24 protein-coding genes, 1 tRNA gene and 1 pseudogene are annotated in these 20856 nt (G+C 59.6%); 18 read left to right on the top strand and 8 right to left on the bottom strand.

The window, feature by feature from the left end; all coding sequences use genetic code 11:
* Positions 1 to 105 precede the first annotated feature (105 nt).
* The 9 genes and pseudogenes from DW49_RS1000000129305 to DW49_RS1000000131600 all read left to right on the top strand — a co-directional run.
* Positions 106 to 597, top strand: a pseudogene (locus DW49_RS1000000129305) (hypothetical protein); the annotation flags it as partial.
* Between the two features lie 25 nt (positions 598 to 622).
* Positions 623 to 1726, top strand: a complete 1104-nt coding sequence (locus DW49_RS0101885; protein WP_005618292.1) for a hypothetical protein — start codon at positions 623 to 625, stop codon at positions 1724 to 1726.
* On the top strand, positions 1726 to 2040 hold the full coding sequence (locus DW49_RS0101890) for a hypothetical protein (RefSeq protein ID WP_024420623.1): 315 nt from the start codon (positions 1726 to 1728) through the stop codon (positions 2038 to 2040). The genes DW49_RS0101885 and DW49_RS0101890 overlap by 1 nt, the downstream gene beginning before the upstream one ends.
* 13 nt (positions 2041 to 2053) lie before the next feature.
* Entirely contained in the window at positions 2054 to 2422 is a 369-nt protein-coding gene (locus DW49_RS0101895; protein ID WP_005618291.1) for a hypothetical protein, read from the top strand.
* 295 nt (positions 2423 to 2717) lie between these two features.
* Complete coding sequence (locus DW49_RS0101900; RefSeq protein ID WP_024420622.1) at positions 2718 to 3251, top strand: glycoside hydrolase family 19 protein; 534 nt, start codon at positions 2718 to 2720, stop codon at positions 3249 to 3251.
* Positions 3248 to 3622: a hypothetical protein gene (locus tag DW49_RS0101905; RefSeq protein ID WP_005618289.1), complete on the top strand. Its 375-nt coding sequence runs from the start codon at positions 3248 to 3250 to the stop codon at positions 3620 to 3622. The genes DW49_RS0101900 and DW49_RS0101905 overlap by 4 nt, the downstream gene beginning before the upstream one ends.
* Positions 3619 to 3876: a hypothetical protein gene (locus DW49_RS0101910; RefSeq protein ID WP_024420621.1), complete on the top strand. Its 258-nt coding sequence runs from the start codon at positions 3619 to 3621 to the stop codon at positions 3874 to 3876. Before DW49_RS0101905 ends, DW49_RS0101910 begins: the two co-directional genes overlap by 4 nt.
* Complete coding sequence (locus DW49_RS1000000133015; protein WP_024420620.1) at positions 3867 to 4298, top strand: hypothetical protein; 432 nt, start codon at positions 3867 to 3869, stop codon at positions 4296 to 4298. The genes DW49_RS0101910 and DW49_RS1000000133015 overlap by 10 nt, the downstream gene beginning before the upstream one ends.
* Positions 4268 to 4342 (top strand): hypothetical protein, encoded by a 75-nt coding sequence (locus DW49_RS1000000131600; RefSeq protein WP_122349223.1) that lies wholly within the window; start codon positions 4268 to 4270, stop codon positions 4340 to 4342. The genes DW49_RS1000000133015 and DW49_RS1000000131600 overlap by 31 nt, the downstream gene beginning before the upstream one ends.
* Here the strand turns inward: DW49_RS1000000131600 and DW49_RS0101920 are convergent.
* The 7 genes from DW49_RS0101920 to DW49_RS0101950 form a co-directional block, all read right to left on the bottom strand.
* Positions 4321 to 4950, bottom strand: a complete 630-nt coding sequence (locus DW49_RS0101920; protein ID WP_005618288.1) for a hypothetical protein — start codon at positions 4948 to 4950, stop codon at positions 4321 to 4323. The two genes, DW49_RS1000000131600 and DW49_RS0101920, sit on opposite strands and share 22 nt — an antisense overlap.
* Before the next feature lie 290 nt (positions 4951 to 5240).
* Positions 5241 to 5326: transfer RNA gene (locus tag DW49_RS0101925), tRNA-Leu, on the bottom strand.
* A gap of 167 nt (positions 5327 to 5493) precedes the next feature.
* On the bottom strand, positions 5494 to 6549 hold the full coding sequence (locus DW49_RS0101930; RefSeq protein WP_005618287.1) for a DNA topoisomerase IB: 1056 nt from the start codon (positions 6547 to 6549) through the stop codon (positions 5494 to 5496).
* Positions 6550 to 6638: 89 nt separating this feature from the next.
* A complete protein-coding gene (modC, locus tag DW49_RS0101935; protein ID WP_005618286.1) occupies positions 6639 to 7727 on the bottom strand; it encodes a molybdenum ABC transporter ATP-binding protein in 1089 nt (362 codons plus the stop codon).
* A 3-nt stretch (positions 7728 to 7730) separates the two neighbouring features.
* Positions 7731 to 8411, bottom strand: a complete 681-nt coding sequence (gene modB / locus DW49_RS0101940) for a molybdate ABC transporter permease subunit (RefSeq protein WP_005618285.1) — start codon at positions 8409 to 8411, stop codon at positions 7731 to 7733.
* A complete protein-coding gene (modA, locus tag DW49_RS0101945; protein ID WP_003376729.1) occupies positions 8412 to 9179 on the bottom strand; it encodes a molybdate ABC transporter substrate-binding protein in 768 nt (255 codons plus the stop codon).
* 101 nt (positions 9180 to 9280) lie between these two features.
* Positions 9281 to 10360, bottom strand: coding sequence for an NAD(P)H-dependent flavin oxidoreductase (locus DW49_RS0101950; RefSeq protein WP_005618284.1), 1080 nt, complete (start codon positions 10358 to 10360; stop codon positions 9281 to 9283).
* 137 nt (positions 10361 to 10497) lie between these two features.
* Here DW49_RS0101950 and acuR point away from each other — a divergent pair, with 137 nt between their 5' ends.
* Together acuR and acuI are read left to right on the top strand one after the other, a co-directional pair.
* On the top strand, positions 10498 to 11133 hold the full coding sequence (gene acuR / locus DW49_RS0101960; RefSeq protein ID WP_044424685.1) for an acrylate utilization transcriptional regulator AcuR: 636 nt from the start codon (positions 10498 to 10500) through the stop codon (positions 11131 to 11133).
* A 63-nt stretch (positions 11134 to 11196) separates the two neighbouring features.
* Entirely contained in the window at positions 11197 to 12180 is a 984-nt protein-coding gene (gene acuI, locus DW49_RS0101965; protein WP_005618280.1) for an acrylyl-CoA reductase (NADPH), read from the top strand.
* Between the two features lie 26 nt (positions 12181 to 12206).
* On the opposite strand, the gene DW49_RS0101970 is transcribed toward acuI, so the two are convergent.
* Positions 12207 to 12650: an antitoxin Xre/MbcA/ParS toxin-binding domain-containing protein gene (locus DW49_RS0101970; RefSeq protein ID WP_005618278.1), complete on the bottom strand. Its 444-nt coding sequence runs from the start codon at positions 12648 to 12650 to the stop codon at positions 12207 to 12209.
* 229 nt (positions 12651 to 12879) lie between these two features.
* On the opposite strand from DW49_RS0101970, the gene DW49_RS0101975 reads away from it, so the two are divergent.
* From DW49_RS0101975 to sbnA, 7 genes are all read left to right on the top strand, one after another.
* On the top strand, positions 12880 to 13845 hold the full coding sequence (locus DW49_RS0101975; RefSeq protein ID WP_005618276.1) for a site-specific integrase: 966 nt from the start codon (positions 12880 to 12882) through the stop codon (positions 13843 to 13845).
* 351 nt (positions 13846 to 14196) lie between these two features.
* Positions 14197 to 14589 (top strand): cupin domain-containing protein, encoded by a 393-nt coding sequence (locus tag DW49_RS0101980; protein WP_005618274.1) that lies wholly within the window; start codon positions 14197 to 14199, stop codon positions 14587 to 14589.
* Positions 14582 to 16081 carry a methionine--tRNA ligase gene (locus DW49_RS0101985; RefSeq protein WP_024419739.1) on the top strand — a complete coding sequence of 500 codons (1500 nt, stop codon included), beginning with the start codon at positions 14582 to 14584 and terminating at the stop codon, positions 16079 to 16081. The genes DW49_RS0101980 and DW49_RS0101985 overlap by 8 nt, the downstream gene beginning before the upstream one ends.
* Positions 16082 to 16095: 14 nt before the next feature.
* On the top strand, positions 16096 to 17259 hold the full coding sequence (locus DW49_RS0101990) for an NAD(P)/FAD-dependent oxidoreductase (RefSeq protein WP_005618270.1): 1164 nt from the start codon (positions 16096 to 16098) through the stop codon (positions 17257 to 17259).
* A gap of 17 nt (positions 17260 to 17276) precedes the next feature.
* Positions 17277 to 18230 (top strand): ABC transporter substrate-binding protein, encoded by a 954-nt coding sequence (locus DW49_RS0101995; RefSeq protein ID WP_005618268.1) that lies wholly within the window; start codon positions 17277 to 17279, stop codon positions 18228 to 18230.
* A complete protein-coding gene (locus tag DW49_RS0102000) occupies positions 18230 to 19606 on the top strand; it encodes a lysine N(6)-hydroxylase/L-ornithine N(5)-oxygenase family protein (RefSeq protein ID WP_024419740.1) in 1377 nt (458 codons plus the stop codon). The genes DW49_RS0101995 and DW49_RS0102000 overlap by 1 nt, the downstream gene beginning before the upstream one ends.
* Positions 19607 to 19611: 5 nt before the next feature.
* The coding region (sbnA, locus tag DW49_RS0102005; protein WP_161780179.1) for a 2,3-diaminopropionate biosynthesis protein SbnA at positions 19612 to 20856 on the top strand (1245 nt) is incomplete at its 3' end.

The following is a 20856-nucleotide window of genomic DNA, read 5'->3' on the forward strand; positions in this document are numbered from 1 at the left end:
TACAGATGCCCTATCGAAATGATGACGGAAATGATGTCCAAGCATCATGAGAGTCCATCCCTAACTCAATAGCCGGGTGTTGCACTCAGCCTCTGAAACCGCCCTGTGAATGCAGTTGCAGGTCTTTGCATGATGCGTCTTGTGGGGGCGGCTGGTAACTGGACAGGGTTCTACGTCCGAGCATATGACGTGAATACCGCGCAACCCAATGGGCGATATTTTGTCGCGCAGTTTTCGGCGCAGCCGGTGGCGGATTACGGCATGCGTCTATGGGATGGCGCGACAAATCTGCTATTTGATTCTGGAACGCCGAGCGCAAACTTTACCCGCGCGTTTCAAAACTGGAGTTATGAGCGGTACGATTATTCTTCGCAAAACTTTGTTCGCTGCTATTACTCGGTGCCTTTTAATTTTCCCGAGAACGAATATCTACTTATTAACTCGTTCGGAATGGGGCTGAACTCGGGTAGTGGGATATCAAGAGGGCTGTATTGCTGGTGGGACTTTCCGAATAATAAGCTTTATGCAATCACCACTGCGCCAGCTAATCCGACAGCATTTTTTCTGCCAGCAGTCTTTGCAAAGATGAACGTCTGACCCATCAATTGATTGAGTAAACATCATGCCTTGGTACAAGTCGGGTACGGTTTCCGTCACCCAAAATTCGAACGCGGTCATCGGCACCAATACCGCTTTCATCGCAAACAGCAGGGTAGGCGACGGCTTTCGCGGGCCAGATGGCGGCTGGTATGAGGTGACCAACATCGCCAGCAATACCGCGATGTCGATTGCGCCGAACTATCAGGGCGCCACCAACAACGCGGGCGGGTATGCGCTGGCTCCGATGCAGGGCTACGTCAAGGATTCTGCTGATGCGCTTCGGGCGCTGGTCAACCAGTTCGGCTCTACGCTTGCGGTGCTGGGCACTTCTGGTACGCGCGAGGGCGTACGCGCAGCACTTGCGGCCGCCGCCAGCGGGAATAACGGCGATATCCTTTCCCTGTCTGGCCTGACAACAGCATTGACAATTGAGCAAGGTGGCACCGGGAAGAAGACTGCAGGCGAAGCAATCCAGGCTCTTGGTGGTATCCGCCTCGGGGTAGGCAACTCATCCATAGGCACAAGTCTTTTTTCTGGGGCGCCGCCTGGTATAGCTGCGATCAGTTCCTCTAATAACGACGGTAATACAGCTCTGCGGATCGGTAACGGCAATAACAATAACGCATCTGCGGTCATGACTTTTATTCGGGATGGTGCGTTCGGACTTCACTTAGGTATTGATACCGACAATAAATTCAAGATCGGCGGGTTTTCGATGGGGGCTGTAGCGCGAACGATTTACCACGAAGGCAACGCGGTCGGAACTGTTTCACAGTCAGGAGGCTTGCCAACAGGCGCTATAATAGAAACGGGTAATTTGAACGGCGGCACGTTCACAAAGTATTTGGACGGCACAATGATTTGCCGAGGGATATCGCCAACCCCAATGGCGGCTAGCCAGGGCGGTGGACCGATCTTCTACTCAGGCGGTGTTTCTTTCGTATTTCCTGCACCATTTGCTGCTGTTCCGGCAGTGACGATGCAGGCCATCACGTCTAATGGTTACTTTTGTTGGGGTGCATCCGATGGTAGTGCCACTGCTACGGGCATCATCGGTCGAGTTGTTTCCCCGTCGAGTACCGCATCTTCGTACCTTTGTTATATAGCCGTTGGCAGGTGGTTCTAATGATTATCAAAATAGCTCCCCAGCGACGGGATGATGAATTTGTTGTAGAAAAAAACGGTATGGCATTGAAGATTAATGGAGATACGTTCGACTTTTCGCCAATGCAAGAAGGGGGGACGTTGCCGAGATCTGCCATTGCATGTGAATGGATATGGGATGACGTTAGTTTTGATGGCGGGCAACTTATCGTATGCCTGATTTTACCAGTCCCCGCAAATTACAGCCCTGAGCAAGCCTACCCCGCTGACCTAACTGATGTACCTGACGGCATCATCCAGTTTCCGAAAGCGCTACCTCTGATAGAAACGGCTTAAAGGACCTGAACATATGTCCAACATTGACTGGGCGCAATTAATTACCAAAGAAATGAAAGAGGCAGCTTCCGACGCTCGATCCCTAGCCAAGGCGAAGAGTGATTTGCTTGAGCGGAGCAGTGCGGCCGCTCAACAGATAGCCCGCATTCAGGACCGCATTGAAACGCTGGGCTATGGAATCGAGGCCGGAGAGGCGACCAAGCAGGAAGAGGAAGAGGCTACGGCGCTTGCCCCTGTTCTCAGGACGTGGAAGGCCTACAAGTTCGCGCTGGGCAAGGTGACCGCCCAAGCTACATGGCATCACGCGCCTGTCTGGCCCGATGCTCCTGCTATTCCGACGATAGCCGCCGCACCCATGAACGATCTTCAAGAGCAGCCTTGACGTGTCAGCCAATGATCAATTGAACAGCCGGTATTTTGTGGTTGCTCCATAGCATCCAGGCTGATTTGGCGGGGTCGCGTTGCAGGATATGTTGCGAGGGTTCTCTGTGCCACCGAATTTGCCGGGGCTGTAGTTTGCACACCCAGAAATCAGCGCAATCATCAGCAACATCACGCACTTCATATTCATAAAGCCTCCTTGTTTAATTGATACCTAACTGACGGTTTCAGTTATAGGGAGGACACATCAATGTTTTTCCTCGGTAGCCCCGAGTTTTTTGTTTGGAGAAAACCGAATGTCCATCACATCGCAGCAGTTGCTGCAGATCCTCCCGAACGCCGGCCAGAGAGCCGGCGTTTTTGCACCTGTCCTCAATACAGCGATGAGCAAGTACCAGATCGTGACCCCGCTGCGCATCGCGGCATTCATTGCCCAGGTCGGCCATGAGTCCGGTCAGCTGCGTTACGTGCGCGAGATCTGGGGGCCGACTACGCAGCAGCTGGGGTACGAAGGGCGCAAAGACCTGGGCAATACCGTGCCGGGCGATGGCTCCAAATACCGTGGGCGCGGCCTGATACAGATCACCGGGCGGGCAAACTATGCCGAGTGCGCCGAAGCGCTGGGCTTGGATCTGATCAACCATCCCGAATTGCTCGAGCTGGCGCAGCACGCCGCGATGTCGGCGGCGTGGTTCTGGCACCGGGCCGCGCTCAATACGCTGGCCGACAAGCGCGAGTTCGTGACCATCACCAAGCGTATCAACGGCGGCACGAATGGCCTGGCTGATCGGAAGGCGCTGTACGACCGAGCGCTTGAGGTGCTGGCGTGAAGGCCCTGCCGTGGCGGGTGATCGGCGTGCTGCTGGCCGTCCTGATCGTGCTGGGTGTCGGAGTTGCTGCAGGCGGCTGGCTGGCCTCTCGGCACTATCGACCATTGCTCGACACCGCGAACGAGCAGCTGGCCACAGAGAAATCCGTGAACGGCAGCCTGCTGTCCCTGACGACTGAGCAGGGCCTGGCACTGGGCAAGCTGGTGAAGGCTGGAGAGGATCGGGCGCAGGCGGCAAAGGTCGCCGTCGATGACGCCAAGACCAAATCACAGCCCGACTACGCTGCCGCCAACCGCATCCAACAGGAAAGAACCGGTGGCGAACCGGCTACGGCAGCAATGTCGATCATTGACCGGGAGTTGGGGTTATGAGAATCATGGTCACACTGATAGTGCTGGCGCTGGCCGGGTGCGCCACGCCAGCCCCTGAGATTCGCACGGTGCGCGTCGAGGTGCCGGTGCAGGTTCCATGCCGCGCCCCGATAGTTGTTGAGCCGCAGTTCGCGGCGGCAGGTCTCAGGAAGGGCGACTCACTGGAAGTGAAGGTGAGGGCGCTATTGGCTGAGCGCAGACAAAGAATTGGTTACGAGCGGGAGCTTCTTGCCGTAGCCTACTCATGCCAGTGAACCAGGGAGATAGTGATTTGCAGCCAAGCCAGACCAACCTTGAGAAAATCCAATCTATTGCATCCATAGCTGCCTCTATCGCGATACCCGTGATTTTGGCTATTGCTGGATATTCCGTTCAGAAACAGATCGCCGAAGACGGGATAAAAAAAGATTATGTTGGGATGGCTACCCAGATACTGCGCGAAAAGGCTGAAGGTCAAGATCCCGATCTGCGCGGGTGGGCGGTAGAGGTTATTGAAAGCTACGCTCCTATAAAATTCTCTGCCGCCGCCTCCGCAGGCCTGAAGAAATGGGCCATCCCAGCTTTGCCCGAAAATGCTAGGCAGCTCCCGGCGCCGGATATTTGCATACCTAGTTGCGTAGAAGGATTGGCCAGAGAGCGGGAGAAATGGCAAAAGCTCATGGCCGATCCCGAATAGCGGGGAAGGCGTGCGAAGCGGCCTATGACGCTTTGGTGCGCTGAACTGTCGAAGGCAGTATGTTCGGGCATTCCGGGTCTTCGATAAAGCCTCGTCCATCGCAGTGCGTGCAATCGTCACGCACTGCGAATCCGTCGAGGCAGTGAAGGCATCTGATAAATATCGAGTAGCTATGACGCTCCCACAGCGAAACGTAGGCCTTGAAGTCGCCTTGGTCGAGGGCTACCGCTGAAGCGTCGACGAGCACTCGATATTGATCCTCATCGCTCAGGCGTTGATAGCTCACGCCGTTGATCTGCCTGGATTGCTCAACCAGCGTCAGCGTCTGGCCGGTTTCGGTATAGATGTAGCGACCCTCAAGCACGCCGTACTTCTTATAGTCCCTCATGATGAGGTTGTTTTTCTCATCGAGAAAAGCAAAGTGGGCGGCATGGTAGGGAGACTGGTCGGCCTCATGAAGCACGTATCGGGAGTTCAGCAGGCTGCCGACCACAATGCCGCCCTTGTTGTAGGCCAGATAGTCAGACGCCTGGTGCCTCCATTCATGGTTGCCTTCCTCGGTGAAGTGGCAGAAGGCAGCGCTGGCCAGTTCGAAGAGCTCAAAGCGCTCCAATGGATCGACCAGCCCGCCAGCCTGCATGTCTTCGGCCATGCGCGCCAGAAACCGGTATGTGATTGCAGGGTTCGTCCATTGCCTCCTGTCGTTGAGCCTTTTGTGCCATTCGGCCAAGGCGTCTGAGCTATCGCTCTCGTTCATGGGGGTGATTCTCAATTGCTGTATGTGTATACAGTAGTTGAGTGGTTTGGGTTTGGGGAGTGGTGTTCGTCGGCAGGACGCCGGGAGGGTAGGGTTTACGACGAGTTGCGGAGCAGCATTAATTATTGCGGAGCATGAAGCTCAAGGGGGATGCGACTAAAGCCACGTAACCCCTTGATTTTAAATGGTGCCCCGAGCCGGGGTCGAACCGGCACGTCCAAAGGACGAGGGATTTTAAGTCCCTTGCGTCTACCAATTTCGCCATCGGGGCGGTAGCGCCAAGAGCAGGGAATATATACACCCGGCCCCCATGAAGCAAGCGTGAAAGCGACTCAAATGGCACAAGACGTCGCTTTCCGGCCTGTCAGAAATGCTTGGCAAATCATGAGGCTACGAAATGTTGCAGCAGCGAAGGCTGACTCACGGGCCTCAGGCTGCTCAGGCTTTGCTTTCTTTCACCACGGCTTCGACCTTGTCGGCAAGAATTCGCAGGTAACTGGCCAGCGCGACTTCTTCCAGGCGCAAGCCTTTGCGTTGCCTTGAGCGCGGGAGTTTGGCCAGGTTGCCGAGCAGGAAGCCTTCCAGCACCGCTGGGTGGATGTAGCATTTGCGGCAGATGGCCGGGGTGTTGCCCAGTTGTTTGGAAACGGCCTTGACCATGTCGACGATGTGCCGTTTGGCATCGGCTTCCGGTTCCCAGTGCAGCTTTTGCAAGGTGGCCAGTGCGAGTGCGCTGGCAGCCCAGGTTCGGTAGTCCTTGGCGGTGAAGTCCGAGCCGGTAAGGCTTTGCAGGTAGGCGTTGATGTCGGAGGAGGTCACGGCATGGCGCACGCCGTCGTCGTCCAGATACTGAAACAGGTTCTGCCCCGGCAGCTCCATGCAGCGCTTGATGACACCGGCCAGACGCCGGTCTTTGACGCTGACCTTGTGTTCGACGCCGCTTTTACCGCGGAACTCGAAGAGAATCTGGCCGCCTTTGACCTCCACATGCTTGTTGCGCAGGGTGGTCAGGCCATAAGAGCGGTTTTCCTTGGCGTACTGACTGTTACCGATGCGGATCAGCGTCGCATCAAGCAGTGAAATAACCGTCGCCATGACCTTTTCCCGACCCATGCCCGGCTGGGTTAGTTGCGCTTCGATCTGTTTGCGCACCTTGGGCAGCGCGTGACCAAACTCGATCAGGCGCGAGTATTTGTCCTGATCACGAATCTCGCGCCAGCGCGGGTGATAGCGGTACTGTTTGCGGCCACGAGCGTCACGCCCGGTGGCCTGCAGATGGCCCATCGGGTCGGCGCAGATCCACACATCGGTGTAGGCGGGCGGGACTGCCAGTGCGTTGATGCGCTTGATCTCCGACTCGTCCTTGATGCGCTTGCCCTGGGTATCGAAGTAGGCAAATTTTTCGCGCAGTATCTTGCGGGTCAGGCCCGGTTGAGTGTCGTCTACGTAATGCAGGTCACTGGCGGGCGGGCTGATGGCAGTCGAGTCAGGCATGGCTGATTTCCAGAGGCAGTTAAAAACACTGACCTCGGCGTTTTCCTGAGGTGCCGTTTATTTGTTGCCTGCTCGTTTTTTTTGGAGCATCACGCCAGCACCGCGACCGCCTTGATCTGCGCCCACAGTGTCTGGCCTCTGTGCAGGTTCAACTGGTCGCTGGAGTAGCGGGTGATCCGCGCCAGCAAGGGCGTACCGCCAGCGTTGAGTTTCACCAGCACGTGGGCGAGGTTGTCGGCGAGCGCTTCTTCCACCACGGTGACCGGCAGCCGGTTGAGGATGCTGCTGTGGTCATCAGGTTGCAGGTTCAGGCTGACGTCCCGGGCCTGAACCTTGACGCGGAGCAGGGTGCCGATCTGCAGTTCGGCATGTGCGACGCGCATGCACAGGCTGCTGCCCGGCAGGGTGACGGTCAGCAGTTGATAATGACGGTCGTAGGCGCTGACCGTGCCTTCGATGACCACGCCTGCATCGTCGCCCATGGCCAGCGGCAGGTCCAGGCGGGCCAGTGTTTCGCGGATCGGGCCGCTGGCCAGCACCTTGCCGGCCTCAAGCAACACCAGATGATCGGCCAGCCGCGCCACCTCGTCCTGAGCGTGGCTGACATACAGCATGGGGATGTCCAGCTCGCGGTGCAGGCGTTCCAGATAGGGCAGGATTTCACCCTTGCGTTTGGCGTCCAGCGCCGCCAGCGGCTCATCGAGCAGCATCAGGCGTGGGCTGGTCAGCAAGGCCCGCGCGATGCCGACACGTTGACGCTCACCTCCGGACAGCTTTTCAGGGCGACGTTCCAGCAAATGATTGATGCCGAGCAGTTCGGTCGCCTGCCGTAACTCGATGCGGCGTTGTGGGCGCGGGATGCGTTTCAGGCCGAATTCCAGGTTGGCGCGTACCGACAAGTGCGCAAACAGGCTGGCTTCCTGAAAGACATAGCCGATTGCGCGTTTGTGCGGGGCCAGAAAGACTCCGTTTTCGCTGTCCTGCCAGACCTCGCCATGAACGCGAATAAAACCCTGTTCGGCTTTTTCCAGCCCGGCGATGCAACGCAGGCAGGTTGTCTTGCCCGAACCGGACGGGCCGAACAATGCCGTGATGCCTGAGGCGGGCAGCGTAAGGTCGGTACTCACCGTAAACTCCGGGTAGCTCATCTGCAGGCGAACTTCTATCGGCGACACCATGAATCAGCCCCAACCCGTTTTGGATTTGCCGCTGGAATAAAGTGCCAGCAGCGCCAGAAAGGAAAAAACCAGCATCGCGCCAGCCAGCCAGTGCGCTTGCAGGTACTCCATGGACTCGACGTGATCGAAGATCTGCACCGACACCACGCGGGTCTTTTCAGGAATGTTGCCGCCGATCATCAGCACCACGCCGAACTCGCCGACTGTGTGAGCAAAGCCCAGAATTGCCCCGGTGATAAAGCCGGGCTTTGCCAGTGGCAGAATCACATGAAAGAACGTATCCCATGGCCCTGCCCGCAAAGTGGCGGCGACCTCCAGTGGGCGGCTGCCGATGGCTGCAAAGGCATTCTGCAACGGCTGCACCACGAACGGCATCGAGTACAGCACCGAGCCAATGACCAGCCCGGTAAAACTGAACGTCAGCGTGCCCAGCCCCAGGCTTTGGGTAAGTTGCCCCACCGCACCGTTAGGCCCGAGCAGTAGCAGCAGATAAAAACCGATGACGGTCGGTGGCAGCACCAGGGGGAGGGCGACGACCGCGCCAATCGGCCCCTTGAGCCACGAATCGGTGCGCGCCAGCCACAGCGCGATGGGCGTGCCGATGATCAGCAGGATGACGGTGGTCAGCGACGCCAGCTTCAGCGTCAGCCAGATCGCCGCAATATCGGCACTCCCCAGCGGCATTTACAGCTGGTATCCGAAGGACTTGATGATCGCGGCGGCTTTCGGGCCTTTCAGGTATTCAACCAGCGCCTTGGCGGCGGCATTGTCCTTGCCTTTGGTAAGGATTACGGCGTCCTGCTTGATCGGGTCATGCAACGAGTCCGGTACGATCCACGCCGAGCCGCTGGTCAGCTTGCCGTCCTTGTAGATCTGCGACAGGGCGACAAAGCCCAGTTCTGCATTGCCGGTCGAGACAAATTGATAAGCCTGGGTGATGCTCTGGCCTTCGACGATCTTCGCCTTGGTCGCGTCAGTCAGGCCCAGCTTGCTCAGCACCTGGGTCGCCGCCAGGCCGTAAGGTGCCGCTTTTGGGTTGGCGATCGACAGGTGCTGATACTGATTGGCCTTGAGCACCTCGCCCTTGCTGTCGACGTAGCCTTCTTTGGCCGACCACAGCGCCAGTGTGCCGATGGCGTAGGTGAAGCGCGAGCCCTTCACGGTGTCGCCTTCCTGCTCAAGCTTTGCCGGGGTGGTATCGTCGGCCGACAGGAACACCTCGAACGGCGCGCCGTTCTTGATCTGGGTGTAAAACTGGCCTGTAGCGCCAAACGCGGCGACCAGCTTGTGCCCGGTATCTTTCTCGAAATCGGTGGCAATGGCCTGGATCGGCGCGGTGAAGTTGGCCGCAACCGCAACCTGCACTTCATCGGCGTTGGCGTAGGCAGCGCCGGACATGGCCAGCGCCAAGGTGGAAAACTTGAGGACGGCGCGCAGCGTGATGGTTCGCATGAAACAGCTCCTGAGTGATGAAGATACACGCCGTCGGAATAAAGGCGTTTCGCTATATATTTAAATATATAGCGATAGCCTGCTTTTCTGAAAGCGTTGTTTCAGCGAGGAGAAAGAATTTTCAGCGCATTTTCAGCCAGTTGCCGGGTCAGCTCGGTTGCATGCAGTTGATGCTTGATGCCGACCGCCTGGCCTGCCCAGAGGTTTGTGAAGTCGCTGCTGTGTTGTTTTTCCGCGATTGCGCGCAAAGGCATGAGTGCGCCGCCTGACAGTGGAAAGGCCGGGGCGAGGGCGCTGATCGGGCCTGCTTCACGCATGATCCGGTTGATAATGCCGCGTGCAGGGCGACCGGTGAAGATGTTGGTGAGCGCTGTCTGGCTGTCTGTGGCGTCGAGCAAGGCTTGTCGGTGCAGTGCGCTGACGCTGGCTTGCGGGCAGAACAGATAGGCGGTGCCGACCTGAACCGCCGAGGCGCCCAGCACAAACGCGGCTGCAACGCCGCGCCCATCGGCAATGCCGCCCGCCGCAATGACCGGGATCTTCACGGCATCGGCGATCTGCGGCACCAGTGCAAAGGTGCCGACCTGGGTGTGCAGTTGATCGCTGAGAAACAGCCCACGATGGCCACCGGCTTCGTAGCCCATCGCAATCACCGCATCGCAACCCTGCTGCTCCAGCCAGACGGCTTCTTCGACCGTGGTGGCGGAGGCGATGATTTTTGCGCCGGTGGCCCTGACACGCTCCATTAACGCTTGTTCTGGCAGGCCGAAGTGAAAACTCACCACCTCAGGCTTCAAGCGCTCGACCAGTGCGCAGGTGTCGCTGTCGAAAGGCGCTCGGTTGGAAACCGGCGTCGGCGCATCGAAGTCGGCGCCCAGTGCCTCGTAATAGGGCTTGAGCGCCTGCTTCCAGCGTTCAGCCCGCTCGGCGTTGAAGTCTGGGGGCGTGTGGCAGAAAAAATTCAGATTGAGCGGGGCGCTTCCGGCGTGCTGTCGAAAAACCGCTACCTCCTCAGTGATCTGATCGAGCGTCAGCATGGCGCAGGGCAGCGACGCCAGGCCTCCTGCTTTAGCTACAGCGATGGCCATCGGCGAACCGCTGGCGCCGGCCATAGGTGCCAGCAGAACAGGCACTTCAATGTGGAACAGCTCAAGAATGCGAGTATCAGGCCATTGGCTCATGTGTTCTCCATTTCCCTGGCAATCAGGCAGCGGCCATTGAGCGTGAGACGGCCGTGAATGGCAATCGGCATTTTTGCCGGAAGACTGAGCACGCGCGGCTTGGTTGACATAAAAAACGATCGGTCTAATATCCCAGCATGACTCAATTGCCCCTGAAAGCCAGACGCCCCGGCCGGCCCCCCAAGGTGGACCGCGACAACCTCGAAACCCGCGAGGTACTGCTGCGTCGCGGTCTGGAAGTGCTGACCGAGCAAAGCTTCTCGGCCACCGGGCTGGATTACATCCTCAAGGAAGTCGGCATTCCCAAAGGTTCGTTCTATCACTACTTCCCCAGCAAGGAGGCTTTCGGCCGGGCAGTGCTGGAGGAATATTCTCGTTATTTCGCCCAACGGCTGGACCGCTGGCTGCTGGACGAAGCGCTGTCGCCACTGGAACGGCTGGTCGGTTTCGTCCAGAGCGCCAAGGACGGCATGGCGCGCCAAGACTATCGACGCGGGTGCATGGTTGGCAATCTGGGTCAGGAAGTCGGCCTGTTGCCGGAAGGGTTTCGCGACACTCTGGAACAGATTCTGCTCGATTGGCAGTCGAAGCTGGCAGCTTGCCTGAGCGCTGCGCAAGCCAGTGGCGAATTGTGCAGGCGTGCTGACTGCCATGAATTGGCGGCATTTTTCTGGATCGGCTGGGAAGGGGCGGTGCTCCGCGCCCGGCTGGTCAAAAGCGACAAACCATTGAATACCTTTATTGCTGGCTATCTACGCGGTTTGCCGCAGTGATTTCTTAAGCTCTGTATCTTCTCAGGGCTATTTAAAGACGATCAGTCTAAATTGGAGGCGCACATGTTCAAGGGCATTTTGATCGACAAGAGTGAAGCCGGTTACAGCGTCAAACTGACCGATATCGACCAAGCGCAATTGCCGCCAGGTGACGTGACGGTAAGCGTGTCGCACAGTACGCTCAACTATAAGGACGCGCTGGCGATCACCGGTCAAAGCCCGATTGTGCGCAGCTTTCCAATGGTGCCGGGCATCGACCTGGCGGGTACGGTCGAAGCCAGCGATACGCCCGAGTTCAAGGTGGGCGACAAGGTGCTGCTCAATGGCTGGGGCGTGGGTGAAGGCCATTGGGGCGGTCTGGCGCAGAAGGCCCGGCTGAAAAGCGAATGGCTGATCCCCTTGCCGCACGCTTTTACGCCTGCGCAGGCGATGGCCATAGGCACGGCAGGCTACACGGCCATGCTCAGCGTGATTGCCCTGGAAAAACAAGGCTTGACGCCCGACCACGGCGACGTGCTGGTGACCGGTGCCAATGGTGGCGTCGGCGGTTTTGCCATCGCGATTCTTGCCAGGCTGGGTTACCGGGTGATTGCCTCAACCGGGCGCGTGGCGCAAAGCGAGTACCTGCACACACTTGGCGCGGCGCAGATTATCGATCGTCAAACCTTGTCCCAACCGGGGCGGCCGTTGGCAAAGGAGCAATGGGCGGCGGCGATTGACTCGGTGGGCAGCCACACCCTGGCCAATGTGTGCGCCGGGATTCGTTATCGCGGTGTGGTGGCGGCCTGTGGCCTGGCGCAGGGAATGGATTTTCCGGGGTCGGTGGCGCCCTTCATTCTGCGCGGCATCACGCTGGCTGGTATCGACAGCGTGACACGCCCTCGTGCTGACCGGCTTGAAGCCTGGTCCAGGCTGGCGAGTGATCTGGACCTATCGCTGCTGCCGCTGATCAGCCGGGAAGTCGGCTTGAGTGAGGTGATCGACATCGCCCCGCAACTGATCGCAGGGCAGGTCCGCGGTCGGGTGGTGGTGGACACCGCGCGTTGAGTCGGCTCGACACCGTCGATTACCGTTCAGGTTCTCACGCAGGCTTCAAGCGCTTGATGCACCTGAGCGCTGCCAATTGCGGTGTCGCATAAGTGCAACGGCGTATGACCACCCAGTGCCGTATTGCGGGTGATCAGCCATTTGCCAGCGCGTTCGGGTGTTTCAAACACGCGCAGGGCGTGACTGGCAATTATCGCGACGCGATCCACACGCTCCGAGGCCACCAGGCTCAACGGCTGCTGTTGACGCTGGCGGCGTTCCAGCGTTGACGTCGAGGCGTTGAACAACGCTTCCATTTGCCGCGGGCAAAGGCTGAGAGCGTCGCGCAGAGTGCGGATCCAGCCGGGCGCAAAACCCGCCCGAATGTTTGCCAGTCGCTCGGCGTCGCTGCGCTGGCTGACCTGGTGGGCCAACAGCCAGAAACCGGCAGCCGCCTTACGACGTGCAATGGATTGGGTCGCCAGGGTCAAGGTACGTGCTCACGGTTGATGTCAGAAAAGACGCCCAACGCTATCTCAGGCAGGGCTTGGTTCAAGCGGCAAGGTGTTACCGAGGATTGCCCGCTGCGCTGAACGCGTGCCGAGCGGAGAGTGCCGGGCCAAAGCCCCCGTGCTAAAGTCAGCCGCCTGACACGAATCACGAACAAAGAGTGCAGGGGCTATTCTCTACGCACTTGCACCCGAAAAGGCGTCGCTGCACATGCCGCAAGACCCGCACACCGACCAGACTGCACGCGTCATCAGCCAGCCTTCGTTGCCGGACGTCAACAAGCCGTTGCGGCTGTACCTCGATCGTCTTGCCCCTTCAAGCCGCCTGACCATGACCTACGTGCTGCAGGACGCGGCTGACCGGCTGGGCATGGCTGACGTGGATATTCATGACATCCCCTGGCACACATTGCAGCCCGGCCATGTCACTGCGTTGGTGGCTACGCTGCGCGAAGATGATTACGCACCCAACACCACCTCGCTGTACGTGAATGCCATTCGCGGCGTCATGAACGAAGCCTGGCGGCACGACCTGATCAGCCACGATCAATTGTTGAAGATCCGCTCGATAAAACCGGTCAGCGGCACGCGACTGGCCAAGGGCCGCAACATCCGCCGCACGCTGATTCGTGAACTGATGGAAGCCTGTGCGGCAGACCCCAGGCCGCAAGGGAGGCGTGATGCCGCAATCATCGCCATCTTGTACGGGTCGGGAATGCGCAAGTCCGAGTCGGTCAACCTGGACTTGGCCCAGATCGATTTTGCCGAACGCAGCCTGCGGGTCATGGGCAAGGGCAACAAGCAGTTGATCAAATACGCCCCCGAGTGGGCGTTCAAGGCCTTGAACGACTGGCTGGAACTGCGCCGTTCGTGCCTTCAGCCCGGGCAGGGCGATGATCTGTTTCTGTTCAACCGGATTCGACGCGGCAGCCACATCACCCGCGACAGAATCACCAAACACGCCATTTACTTCATCGCCAAACAGCGTGGGCGGCAGGTTGGCGTGGACATCATGCCGCACGATTTTCGACGTTCGTTTATCACCCGGGTGATCGAAGAGTTCGATTTGTCGATTGCGCAGAAACTGGCCCATCACTCGCATATCTCGACCACCGCCAGTTACGACATGCGCAGTGAAAACGAGCGCCGTAATGTGGTGGATGGTTTTGATCTCTAGATTGGTAAAAACCAGAACAAAAAAAAGCCACCTCACGCAATGTGAGATGGCTTAAAGATCTAACCAAAGGAGTGATGAAGCAGAGCAGTCATTCGCTGACCTCGTGACGCGGATTCGCGAGGCCGGGAGATATGTTCGATTCATCGCCGACGAAGGTAACACCGCAGCCCTCGATTCAATTATCAGCATTATCGATACCGCTCATTGCTAAAAAAGATGTGACAGCCGTCATTCTGGGCCATCCGCCATCCAGAAAATCGATTGCTCGCCCTTGAGCTATCTGGCAATCGGATAGCCAACATCCGGCAACAATTTCATGCTTTACCGCACTTGAAACGTACGGGACTGAGCATGGAAAAGTTCGATATACACCGTAAAACTTCATTTGATGCCCTGGTGCATGAGTACGGGCTCGACGGCAGCCGTCTGCTGCCATGGGAGGGCTATCCAATGCCGTTCGCGGGTGGCTGGTGCGTGGTCCGCCCTGGCACCAGCAGTACCTCGCACACCCAGATCGACCAAGAGATTTTCATTGCCATCAAGGGCCATGCGCGGCTTGTGGTGGGTGACAGGCAGATGGATTTTGCGGTGGGCGACATTGCCGCCATTCCGAAACACACCCATCACTACGTCATCAATGATTCCGCCGAGGACTTCCATTTCTACGTGGTGTGGTGGGACATGAACCACGTCAACGCCTTCGTCGCGCAGCACAGCGAGACCACGGGGTGCCTTGATGAGTAAGTTCATCGTGACCATCACGCCGCCGACCCCCACCGGTGACCTGCACATCGGCCATATTGCCGGCCCGTTTCTGGCCGCTGACGTATTCACCCGTGTGCAGCGCCAACGCGGTCACGACTGCGTGCTGGTCTCCTATTCCGACGATTACCAGTCCTACATGCTGCGCAAGGGGCTTGAGCAGGGCGTCGATCCGGTGGTGCTGGCCAATCGCAACTCGGACCGCATCGAAGCCTCGCTGGCGGCGATCAATATCAAGCCCGACAACTGGATGCGCCCGCACAATAACCCTTGGTTCGCCGAAGCGGTGGGTGAAGTGTTCACGGCGTTGCGCGACACCGGTGCGATTGAGTTTCGCGATTCCAGTGAGCCGTATTGCCCTGATTGTGCTGTCTGGGGTTACGAGGCGTTCGCCCGTGGCCAGTGCAACTACTGTGGCGCCGAGTCGGATGCCAGCCAGTGCGAGAACTGCGCCCAGGCCCCCGACGCAGAGCTAATGAGCGGCTTGCACTGCAAGCTCTGCCAGCAGCCGTCGCAGTGGAAAACCGCACACCGGGCGTTTCTCAAACTGGCTGATTTCAAGCCGCAGTTGAGTGATCGCCTGCTCGGTCAGGCGTGGCGCAAGCCCCTCGACAGCTGGTTGCGCGACACGCTGGAGCACCTGCACGACTGGGGCGTGACGCGCCCGGGTGACGGTGGGCTCGACTTGCAAGCCGACGGCGCGTGTCGGGTGCATACCTGGTTCATGGGCCTGGCCGGCTACATGGCTGCGTTTCGTGAGTACGCCGACAGCATCGGCCGCCCCGAACTGTTTCGTCAGTACTGGCAGTCGGGGCAAGGCACGCTGGTGCACTTTCTCGGTTTTGACTGCGTGTTCAGCCACGCCATCGTCTACCCGGCGCAATTGTCGGTGCTGCAGGGTATCAAGGTCCGCCAGCGTTTCGTGCCCAATCAGTTTCTCAAACTCGACGGACTGAACCTGTCGACCAGCCGCAACCACGCGATCTGGGTTGGCGATCTGGCGCGTCAGGCCTGCGCCGACAGCGCGCGCCTGTACCTGGCGAGCATTGCGCCTGAGGACAGCGAGGGCGATTTTCGAATGACGCATTTCCTTGAATGGCGGGATGAGCTGTTCAACGGCTTTTTCCCGGCCTTGCTGGAGTCTGCAAAAAGTCGAGGCGACAGCGGGTGGAGCGGCGTATGCGGGACGGATGCCGGTTTGCTGGAAGCCTTGCGTCAGCAATGGAGCCGCGCCGCAGAGCCTGCGCAATTCTCCATGAAAGGCTTGGCCGGTGTGCTGCTGGATGCAATTGCGATCACCCGCGCACGTCTGGCCGAAGGTCGGTCTGTCAGCCACTTTGTGGCGTTCATCGCGGTGGCCGGCAAAGCGCTGATTCCGGATATGTCCGCGCAGCTCATCACCGCATTCGGGCTGCCCGAAGCACGGGTCAACGCCACGCTGATGAACGGCTCGGCCGCTGAATACTCCATCTGAACGGATGCACCACAATGTTCATCGATTATGAGATAGCGGTGGTTGGCGCAGGGATAACCGGCGCCAGTATCGCGGCGAAGCTGTGCAGCGCAGGAGTGTCGGTCGCCTTGATCGACAAAGGCGCGGCCGGCAGCCTGGGGGCAAGCGGTTATTCCGGCGGGCTGGTGCGCCTGTACGACAGTGATCCGCTGCTGATGGAACTGGCGGCGTATTCCATCGGCCTGATCGACGACGGCATTTTCGCCGACACGTATGCCCGCGCTTTAACGCGTACCGGGGTGATCTACCGGGCCGCTGCCGACCAACTGGGCACGGTGTGCCGCTCCATCGAGCAGTACGGCAACGCGCGTTACCCGATGCGTCTGCTGGCAGGCCATGAACTTGACGGCGAGCGCTATCCGCAGTGTGCGAGAGCGGAGCGGATCAACCTGTTCGAGGCCCACGCCTGCGTCGGCAACGTGCGCCAGGCCGTTGCTGCGCTGTGTCAGGTGGTCCGCCAGCAAGGCTTGCTGTTGGAACATCGTGAGATCAAGGCCATCGAGTGCCGGGCGCCTGACCTTGTCCACATCGAAATGGGCGACACGACGCTGCGTTGCCGGGCGGTGGTGGTGGCCGCAGGTGGCTGGAGTCAGCATTTATTGCCGCAAGCGTTGCAGCGCCCTTTGTTGCAGGCAGGGCTGGAAGCGCGTTCGATTCCTCTCGCTCGGGTAGTGACTGAAAGCGATTGGAGCCTGCCGGTGATCGATGCCGTCACCCAGAGCTACGCCATCCCGCTGACCCGCACGATCGTGCAGACCGGCTGTGGCCTGCGCGACAGCGGTCTGTGGCCCGAGCATCTGGCCCGGCCTGATGCGCGGCATGCCGAGGACGCCAGCACGCGCATCCATCAGCTGTGCGTTTCTGCAGGCAATGCTCGCGTGCTGGACGTGCTGGCGGGTTTCGACAGCTACAGTGCCGACGGCCGTCCGCTGGTGGGTTTCTGCGCCGAGCAGAGTCCGGTTTATCTGGCCGCAGGCATGTCGGGGCTGGGTTTCAAGTTTGCCCCAGGCATCGCTCAGATTGCTGTCGAGCAGTTGCGTGCGCATCTGGCTGAAACAGACCGGTCATGCCCAGGCTGGTCTGCCTTGTCGCCGCGCCGGTCAATGCCGAACGTTGGTCTGGCGGGGGTGCAGCCATGACGCCGGTCGCATCGTGTATGCCAGGGTTGTGGGTCGGCGTCAGTGCGCTGTTCGATCCTGCTGACACACCGCATGCACGGACTTTCATGCGGGCGCTGGCGGTGGCGCGCAACTGCATTCCGGCCCTTGCGCGGGTGCAGTGGCACTTTCTCGATGACGGAGCCAATGCCGCTCGCGGCGCTGAGGTGGCGCAACACATGATCGACTGGCAAGCCGATGTGGTTGTCGGCCATTTTTCTTCCGACGCCGCGATCAGTGCCGCGCCGCTGTATCAGCAGGCCGGTATCGCGCTGCTGACGCCTGCGGCAACGATTGACCGGCTGACGCTGGAGCACCCCAACGTATTTCGGTTTTGCCCCTCGGATCGGCAACTGGCGGGTGATCTGGTCAGTTGGCTGGCGTCCCGTCAGTGGCAGCGCGTGCACGTGCAGGCTGATGACAGCGCGCATGGGCAGGCGCTGGCTGTTGCCATCGGCGCAGCACTGGCCCGCGCCGGTCTGCAGCGGGTAAACGAACGCGAGTACGCCCATGTCGAGGTATTTGCCGGGCGTCTCAAGGCCAGTCGCGATCATTGGCAGGCGCGTCGGCGGGCGGGCAGCACTCGGCCGCTGGTGCTGACGGACGACGCAGCGTCGCCGTATCTGGGCGTCGCTTCGCAGCATGAGCGCAATACCTTCGTTATCGGTTTTGGCGCGCCCGACAGCGGGGCACAGGCGTGTCAGGCCAGCGCGCTGCACCGGGCGCTGTTCGCTGCCGAGCCGCACCTCTATTTCCGCGAAAGCCTGCTGATGCTTTACGTACTGGCCGAGCTGGGCAATGGCAACGGGTACGCCGAACCGCTGCCGGACCGGTTATCTCGCGCCATGTTCAACACGCCGCTGGGCGTCGTCAGCTTCGATCAGGGCGAATGCCGAAACGTATCTACGCGCCTCTGGGCCCTCGGCCCTGCCGGGCTGTACCCCGCGATCTGATGACCGCGCACATCAAGAACAACATTTACGCCAACTCTAAGGACAGGAACTTCATGGGTAACTCGACACCACACTCTTTGCATTCGGACGCCATTTGTATCGGCTTCGGTCCGGCCGGCATTGCGCTGGCCTGCGCCGTTGAAGATGCACGGGAGGCCAGCGACCCGCTCGGCGCGTTGTCCATTCGCTATCTGGAAGGTGCGCCGGACACCCAATGGCATCGCGAGCTGCTGCTGGCCGGGACCGACATCAATCATCATGTGTTTCGCGACCTGGTGACGCCGCGCAACCCGCGCAGTCGCTTTTCTTTCGCCATGTACCTCAAGGATCAGGGGCGGATGTTTGATTTCGGCTTGCTGGGCCGCCCGGCCAGCCGCCACGAATGGTCGGATTACCTGGGCTGGGTCTCCCGGCAAGTCGATGCTCACACCCGCTTCGATACGCCGGTCACCGAGATCGACCCGGTGATCCGCAATGGCCGACTGCACGAAGTACGAGTGCGCACGCCGCAAGACAGCTTCACTGCGCGCAATCTGGTGCTGTCCAGTGGCAGCGCGCCACGCATTCCACAAATGTTCGAGGCGCTGCTCGGCCCGACGCTGTTTCACACCTCGCAGTTTCTGACCCGCCTGCAAGCCTTTGGCAAGCAACTGCCCAAGCGCTGGCTGGTGTTGGGCTCAGGGCAGAGCGCCAGTGAATCGGTGCTGGAACTGGTCAGCCGCGACCCGGCCATCGAGGTGCACTCAGTGCACCGTGCCGCCGGTTTCAAACTCACCCAGCTGGGCCAGTTTCCCAACCGGGTATTTGCCCCCGATCACGTCGATTACTTCCACAGCCTGAACCCCGCAGCCCGCCAGCGTTTTCTCGACTGGAGCCGCGCGACCAATTACGCCGGCATCGACCCGGATGAAAGCCAGAAGCTGTTTTCACTGATCTACGAGGACTCCATCGCCGGTCGCACGCGCCTGCACACCTACGCCTACAGCGTGATCAGCGCCATCGAACATAGCGCCGACGGTTACCGGATTGAGCTCACTGACACCTTCAGTCAGCGCACCCGGATGCTGGAAGTCGATGCCGTGGTGCTGGGCACCGGCTATCAGCAGTACCTGATCCCGCCGCTGTTGAGCGGGTTGCAGCCTTGGCTGGCGGCCGATGTGGATGGCGGGCTGCTGATCGACCGCGATTATCGCGTCGCAACTCAAGGCGCGTGCGACGTGAATATCTGGGTCAACGGTCTTTCCGAGCGCAGCCACGGGATCAGCGACAGCCAGTCGTTTTCGCTGATGGCGCTGCGTGCCGAACGGATTGCCAATGCTCTTGAACGGTCTGTTGAGCCTGCAACTAACGCACCGTTGCTGACACAGTGGACGTGAACCTCATGCACAAAGCTCTTGGATACGAAAGCCTCGGCGACATTGTTCACGACCAGACCTTCCTCAAGGTCACGGGTGTGGGTCCCGATTTTTTCCTTAAAATGGAGTCACTCAACCCGGCGGGCTCGATCAAGCTCAAGACCGCCGTCGGCTTGGTCAATGACGTGCAGGCCCGCGGCCTGCTTGGGCCGCAGACGACGCTGATCGAGTCTTCATCCGGCAACCTGGGTGTGGCGCTGGCGATGATCTGCGCCGAGCGCGGGATACCCTTTACCTGCGTGGTCGATCCGAACAGTTCCAGCCACAACATCCGCATGATGCGCAGCTATGGCGCGCAGGTTATTCAGGTCGAGATTCCGGATGCCAACGGCGGGTTTCTCGGCACACGCATCGCGCTGATTCGCGAGAAAGTGGCCAGCGATCCGCGTTACGTCTGGCTCAATCAATACGAGAACGCCGCCAATCCGAGGGCCCATGCGCGGACCACGGCGCACTCGATCAGTCGGCATTTCGGCCATGTCGATTACCTGTTCGTGGGGGCCGGAACCACCGGCACGCTGATGGGCTGCCTGCAGCATTTTCAGCGGCACCATCCGACCACCAAAATCATCGCCGTCGACAGTGTTGGCTCGGTGACCTTTGGCACCCCGGCCAGCCGTCGTTTCATACCGGGTCTGGGCACCAGTCAGCGGCCGCCGATTTTCAATGCCGACGGTATTCATGCATTGGAAATGGTCCCGGAAGCACACGCTGTCGCCATGTGCCGCATTCTGGCGCGCAGCAAAGGCATGCTGGTCGGCGGCTCGACGGCAACGGTGATCGCAGCGGTGCACGCCTGGCTCAAGCGGATAGAGCCGGGCGCGGTGGTGGTTGCGTTGTCGCCGGACTGGGGCGAGCGTTATCTCGACACGCTTTACAACGACCAATGGGTCGAGCAGCGCTTCGGCCATGAAGTGCTGAACATGACCCTGGCAGACCTCTCGAACAGTAAAAATACACCTCTTTGTGGGCGCGAGCTTGCTCGCGAAAGCGGTGGGTCAGTGGTGATGCCTTCGCGAGCAAGCTCGCAGGGTGTGGGTGTATCTGTCATGTGCGTGTGTGCTGATGGTGACGGAAATGTGGTGTCGAGCCGTGCTGAAAGCTCACCTGCAATCCCTTGTGGGAGCGTACCTGTCATGTGCGTGTGTGCTGATGGTGGCGGAAATGTGGCGTCGAGCCGTGCTGAAAGCCCACCTGCAATCCCTTGTGGG

Origin of the sequence: Pseudomonas avellanae BPIC 631, assembly GCF_000444135.1 — a bacterium.
Classification (GTDB): domain Bacteria; phylum Pseudomonadota; class Gammaproteobacteria; order Pseudomonadales; family Pseudomonadaceae; genus Aquipseudomonas; species Aquipseudomonas avellanae.

Coding starts and splice junctions, on each gene's coding strand:
- DW49_RS0101885 (WP_005618292.1), top strand. CDS start 623: ATGCCTTGGTACAAGTCGGGTACGGTTTCCGTCACCCAAAATTCGAAC.
- DW49_RS0101890 (WP_024420623.1), top strand. CDS start 1,726: ATGATTATCAAAATAGCTCCCCAGCGACGGGATGATGAATTTGTTGTA.
- DW49_RS0101895 (WP_005618291.1), top strand. CDS start 2,054: ATGTCCAACATTGACTGGGCGCAATTAATTACCAAAGAAATGAAAGAG.
- DW49_RS0101900 (WP_024420622.1), top strand. CDS start 2,718: ATGTCCATCACATCGCAGCAGTTGCTGCAGATCCTCCCGAACGCCGGC.
- DW49_RS0101910 (WP_024420621.1), top strand. CDS start 3,619: ATGAGAATCATGGTCACACTGATAGTGCTGGCGCTGGCCGGGTGCGCC.
- DW49_RS1000000133015 (WP_024420620.1), top strand. CDS start 3,867: ATGCCAGTGAACCAGGGAGATAGTGATTTGCAGCCAAGCCAGACCAAC.
- DW49_RS0101920 (WP_005618288.1), bottom strand. CDS start 4,950: ATGGCCGAAGACATGCAGGCTGGCGGGCTGGTCGATCCATTGGAGCGC.
- DW49_RS0101930 (WP_005618287.1), bottom strand. CDS start 6,549: ATGCCTGACTCGACTGCCATCAGCCCGCCCGCCAGTGACCTGCATTAC.
- modC (WP_005618286.1), bottom strand. CDS start 7,727: ATGGTGTCGCCGATAGAAGTTCGCCTGCAGATGAGCTACCCGGAGTTT.
- modB (WP_005618285.1), bottom strand. CDS start 8,411: ATGCCGCTGGGGAGTGCCGATATTGCGGCGATCTGGCTGACGCTGAAG.
- modA (WP_003376729.1), bottom strand. CDS start 9,179: ATGCGAACCATCACGCTGCGCGCCGTCCTCAAGTTTTCCACCTTGGCG.
- DW49_RS0101950 (WP_005618284.1), bottom strand. CDS start 10,360: ATGAGCCAATGGCCTGATACTCGCATTCTTGAGCTGTTCCACATTGAA.
- acuR (WP_044424685.1), top strand. CDS start 10,498: ATGACTCAATTGCCCCTGAAAGCCAGACGCCCCGGCCGGCCCCCCAAG.
- acuI (WP_005618280.1), top strand. CDS start 11,197: ATGTTCAAGGGCATTTTGATCGACAAGAGTGAAGCCGGTTACAGCGTC.
- DW49_RS0101975 (WP_005618276.1), top strand. CDS start 12,880: ATGCCGCAAGACCCGCACACCGACCAGACTGCACGCGTCATCAGCCAG.
- DW49_RS0101980 (WP_005618274.1), top strand. CDS start 14,197: ATGGAAAAGTTCGATATACACCGTAAAACTTCATTTGATGCCCTGGTG.
- DW49_RS0101985 (WP_024419739.1), top strand. CDS start 14,582: ATGAGTAAGTTCATCGTGACCATCACGCCGCCGACCCCCACCGGTGAC.
- DW49_RS0101990 (WP_005618270.1), top strand. CDS start 16,096: ATGTTCATCGATTATGAGATAGCGGTGGTTGGCGCAGGGATAACCGGC.
- DW49_RS0101995 (WP_005618268.1), top strand. CDS start 17,277: ATGCCAGGGTTGTGGGTCGGCGTCAGTGCGCTGTTCGATCCTGCTGAC.
- DW49_RS0102000 (WP_024419740.1), top strand. CDS start 18,230: ATGACCGCGCACATCAAGAACAACATTTACGCCAACTCTAAGGACAGG.